This window comes from Streptomyces sp. NPDC005566 (assembly GCF_040605575.1).
In the GTDB taxonomy this organism is placed as follows: Bacteria; Actinomycetota; Actinomycetes; order Streptomycetales; family Streptomycetaceae; genus Streptomyces.
This window is the reverse complement of sequence record NZ_JBEXDB010000062.1, coordinates 1-2621: the sequence shown is the minus strand read 5'-3', so window position 1 is coordinate 2621 and position 2621 is coordinate 1. Positions and strand designations below refer to the sequence as shown.

1 protein-coding gene is annotated in these 2621 nt (G+C 70.4%); it reads right to left on the bottom strand.

All coding sequences use genetic code 11. From position 1 onward, the window contains the following. Positions 1 to 2621 (bottom strand): beta-ketoacyl synthase N-terminal-like domain-containing protein (locus tag ABZS61_RS34695; protein WP_356430472.1); only part of this gene is annotated, 2621 nt, incomplete at both ends.

The following is a 2621-nucleotide window of genomic DNA, read 5'->3' as shown; positions in this document are numbered from 1 at the left end:
TCCTCTTCCAACAGGACGTCACGCAGCGACCAGTCGACATATGGGGCCAGTGCCGTCTCGCACTCGGTCAACCGCTCACGGAACTCGGGCGAGGCGCCCCACAACTCCCGTGCCATGCCCACCCACTGCGAACCCTGACCCGGGAACACGAACACCACACCACCAGAACCGGCAGCGGTCGAAGTCACCGTTGACAAGGCGGTCAGCAGTTCGTCCCGGCTCTCGCCGACGATGACCGCGCGATGTTCCAGCGCCGCCCGCGTCGTAGCCAACGACCAGCCGACGTCCACCGGATCAAGCTCCGGACGCTCCGCCACGAAGGACCGCAACCGCTCCGCCTGCGCCCGCAACCCGGCCTCGGACTTCGCCGACACCACCCACGTGGACACACCCGGAGCAGGAGCTGCCGGTGCCGGAGCCTGGACCGGTTCCGACGACGGCGCCTGCTCCAGAATCACGTGCGCGTTCGTGCCACTGATCCCGAACGACGACACGCCCGCACGCCGCGGGCGGTCAACCTCAGGCCACGCCCGGGCCTCCGTAAGAAGCTCCACCGCGCCCGCCGACCAGTCCACTTGCGGCGACGGCTCATCCACATGCAACGTCGCCGGCAACACACCATGCCGCAACGCCATGACCATCTTGATCAGCCCGGCCACGCCCGCGGCGGCCTGGGCGTGGCCGATGTTCGACTTCACCGAACCCAGCCACAACGGACCGGTCTCGTCGCGGTCCTGGCCGTAGGTCGCCAACAGGGCCTGAGCCTCGATCGGGTCACCGAGACGGGTCCCGGTGCCATGTGCCTCGACGGCGTCGACGTCCGCGCCGGTCAGCCGAGCATTCGCCAGTGCCTGCCGGATCACCCGCTGCTGCGAGGGGCCGTTCGGTGCCGACAGGCCGTTGGACGCGCCGTCCTGGTTCACCGCGCTGCCCCGCACCACCGCAAGGACCTGATGCCCGTTGCGCCGGGCGTCGGAGAGCCGCTCCACGAGCAACAGGCCGACGCCTTCGGACCAGCCCGTTCCGTCGGCGGCTGCAGCGAACGCCTTGCAGCGGCCGTCCGACGCAAGGCCGTCCTGACGGTCGAACTCGGCGAACATTCCCGGGGAGGCCATCACGGTCACGCCACCGGCCAACGCCAGGCTGCACTCGCCGGCGCGCAGCGCCTGCGCCGCCCAGTGCAGCGCCACCAGCGACGAGGAACAGGCGGTGTCGACCGTGACCGCGGGCCCTTCAAGCCCGAAGGAGTAAGCGACGCGGCCGGAGATCACGCTCGGCGCGTTGCCGGTCAGCAGGTGGCCGTCGGCACCCTCCGGAAGACGCATGCCCACCCCGTAGGTGGAGGACGACGACCCTATGAAGACGCCGGTCGAAGTTCCCCGAACTCGCGCAGGCGTGATTCCAGCCGACTCGAGCGTCTCCCAGGCTGCTTCCAGCAGCAGCCGCTGCTGCGGGTCCATCGCGAGGGCTTCACGGGGACTGATCCCGAACAGGGCGGCGTCGAACTCGTCCGCGTCATGGACGAACCCGCCCACGCCACCGGCTGCCTCGGACGCGCTGAGCGGCCAGCCGCGGTTGGCCGGGAAGGGCGACATACCGTCGGTCGCGCCGGCCACCAGGTCCCACAGCTGTTCCGGCGAGGTCACACCGCCGGGATAGCGGCAGGCCATCCCCACAATCGCGATCGGCTCGTCGAACCCGGTGGTGAGTGCGGGCCGCGGTAGGTCCGGCTGACTCTCCAGTGCTCCGAAGAACTGCGACAGCAGATGTTCGCCGAGAGCAGCCGGGGTGGGGTAGTCGAACGCCAGCGTCGCGGGCAGCCGCAGACCGGTGGCCGCGGTCAACAGGTTGCGGAGCTCCACCGCGGTGAGTGAGTCGAAGCCCAAGTCCTTGAACGCCTGACGCTCACCGACCGCGTCGGCCGAACCGTGGCCGAGCACGGTCGCTGCGCTGCCGCGCACCACCTCCAGCAACATCTGCTGGCGCTGACCCTCGGGAACCGACCGCAGCCGTTGCGCCAAGGCCAGACCGGCGACCGACTCCTGCGCGACCGCACGCCGCACCCGGCCCGACACCAGACCACGCAGCAGCGCAGGAACCTCACCGGCCGCCCGTACCGCCGCCAGATCCAGACCGATCGGCACCAGGTGTGGGGTGGGGTGTGTCTGGGCTGTGTCGAAGAGGGCGAGGCCTTGGGCGGTGGTCAGGGTGGTGCCGGCGGTGGTGGCGCGGGCCCGGTCGGTGTCGGCGAGTCCGCCGGTCATGGTGCTGGCCTGCTCCCACATGCCCCAGGCGAGGGAGAGGCCGGGCAGGCCTTCTGTGCGGCGTCGGGTGGCGAGGGCGTCGAGGTAGGCGTTGGCGGCGGAGTAGTTGGCCTGGCCGGGAGTTCCGAACGTTGCCGAGGCGGAGGAGTAGAGGACGAACATGGTGAGGTCGGTGTCGCGGGTCAGTTCGTCGAGGTTCGCGGCGGCGGTGGTCTTCGCCTGCAGGACGGTTTCCAGGCGTTCCTGGGTGAGGGCGGTGAACACACCGTCGTCGAGGACACCTGCCGCGTGGACGACGCCGGTGAGCGGTGTGTCGGTGGGGATGTCCGCGAGGACGGCTGCGAGGGCGTCGCGGTC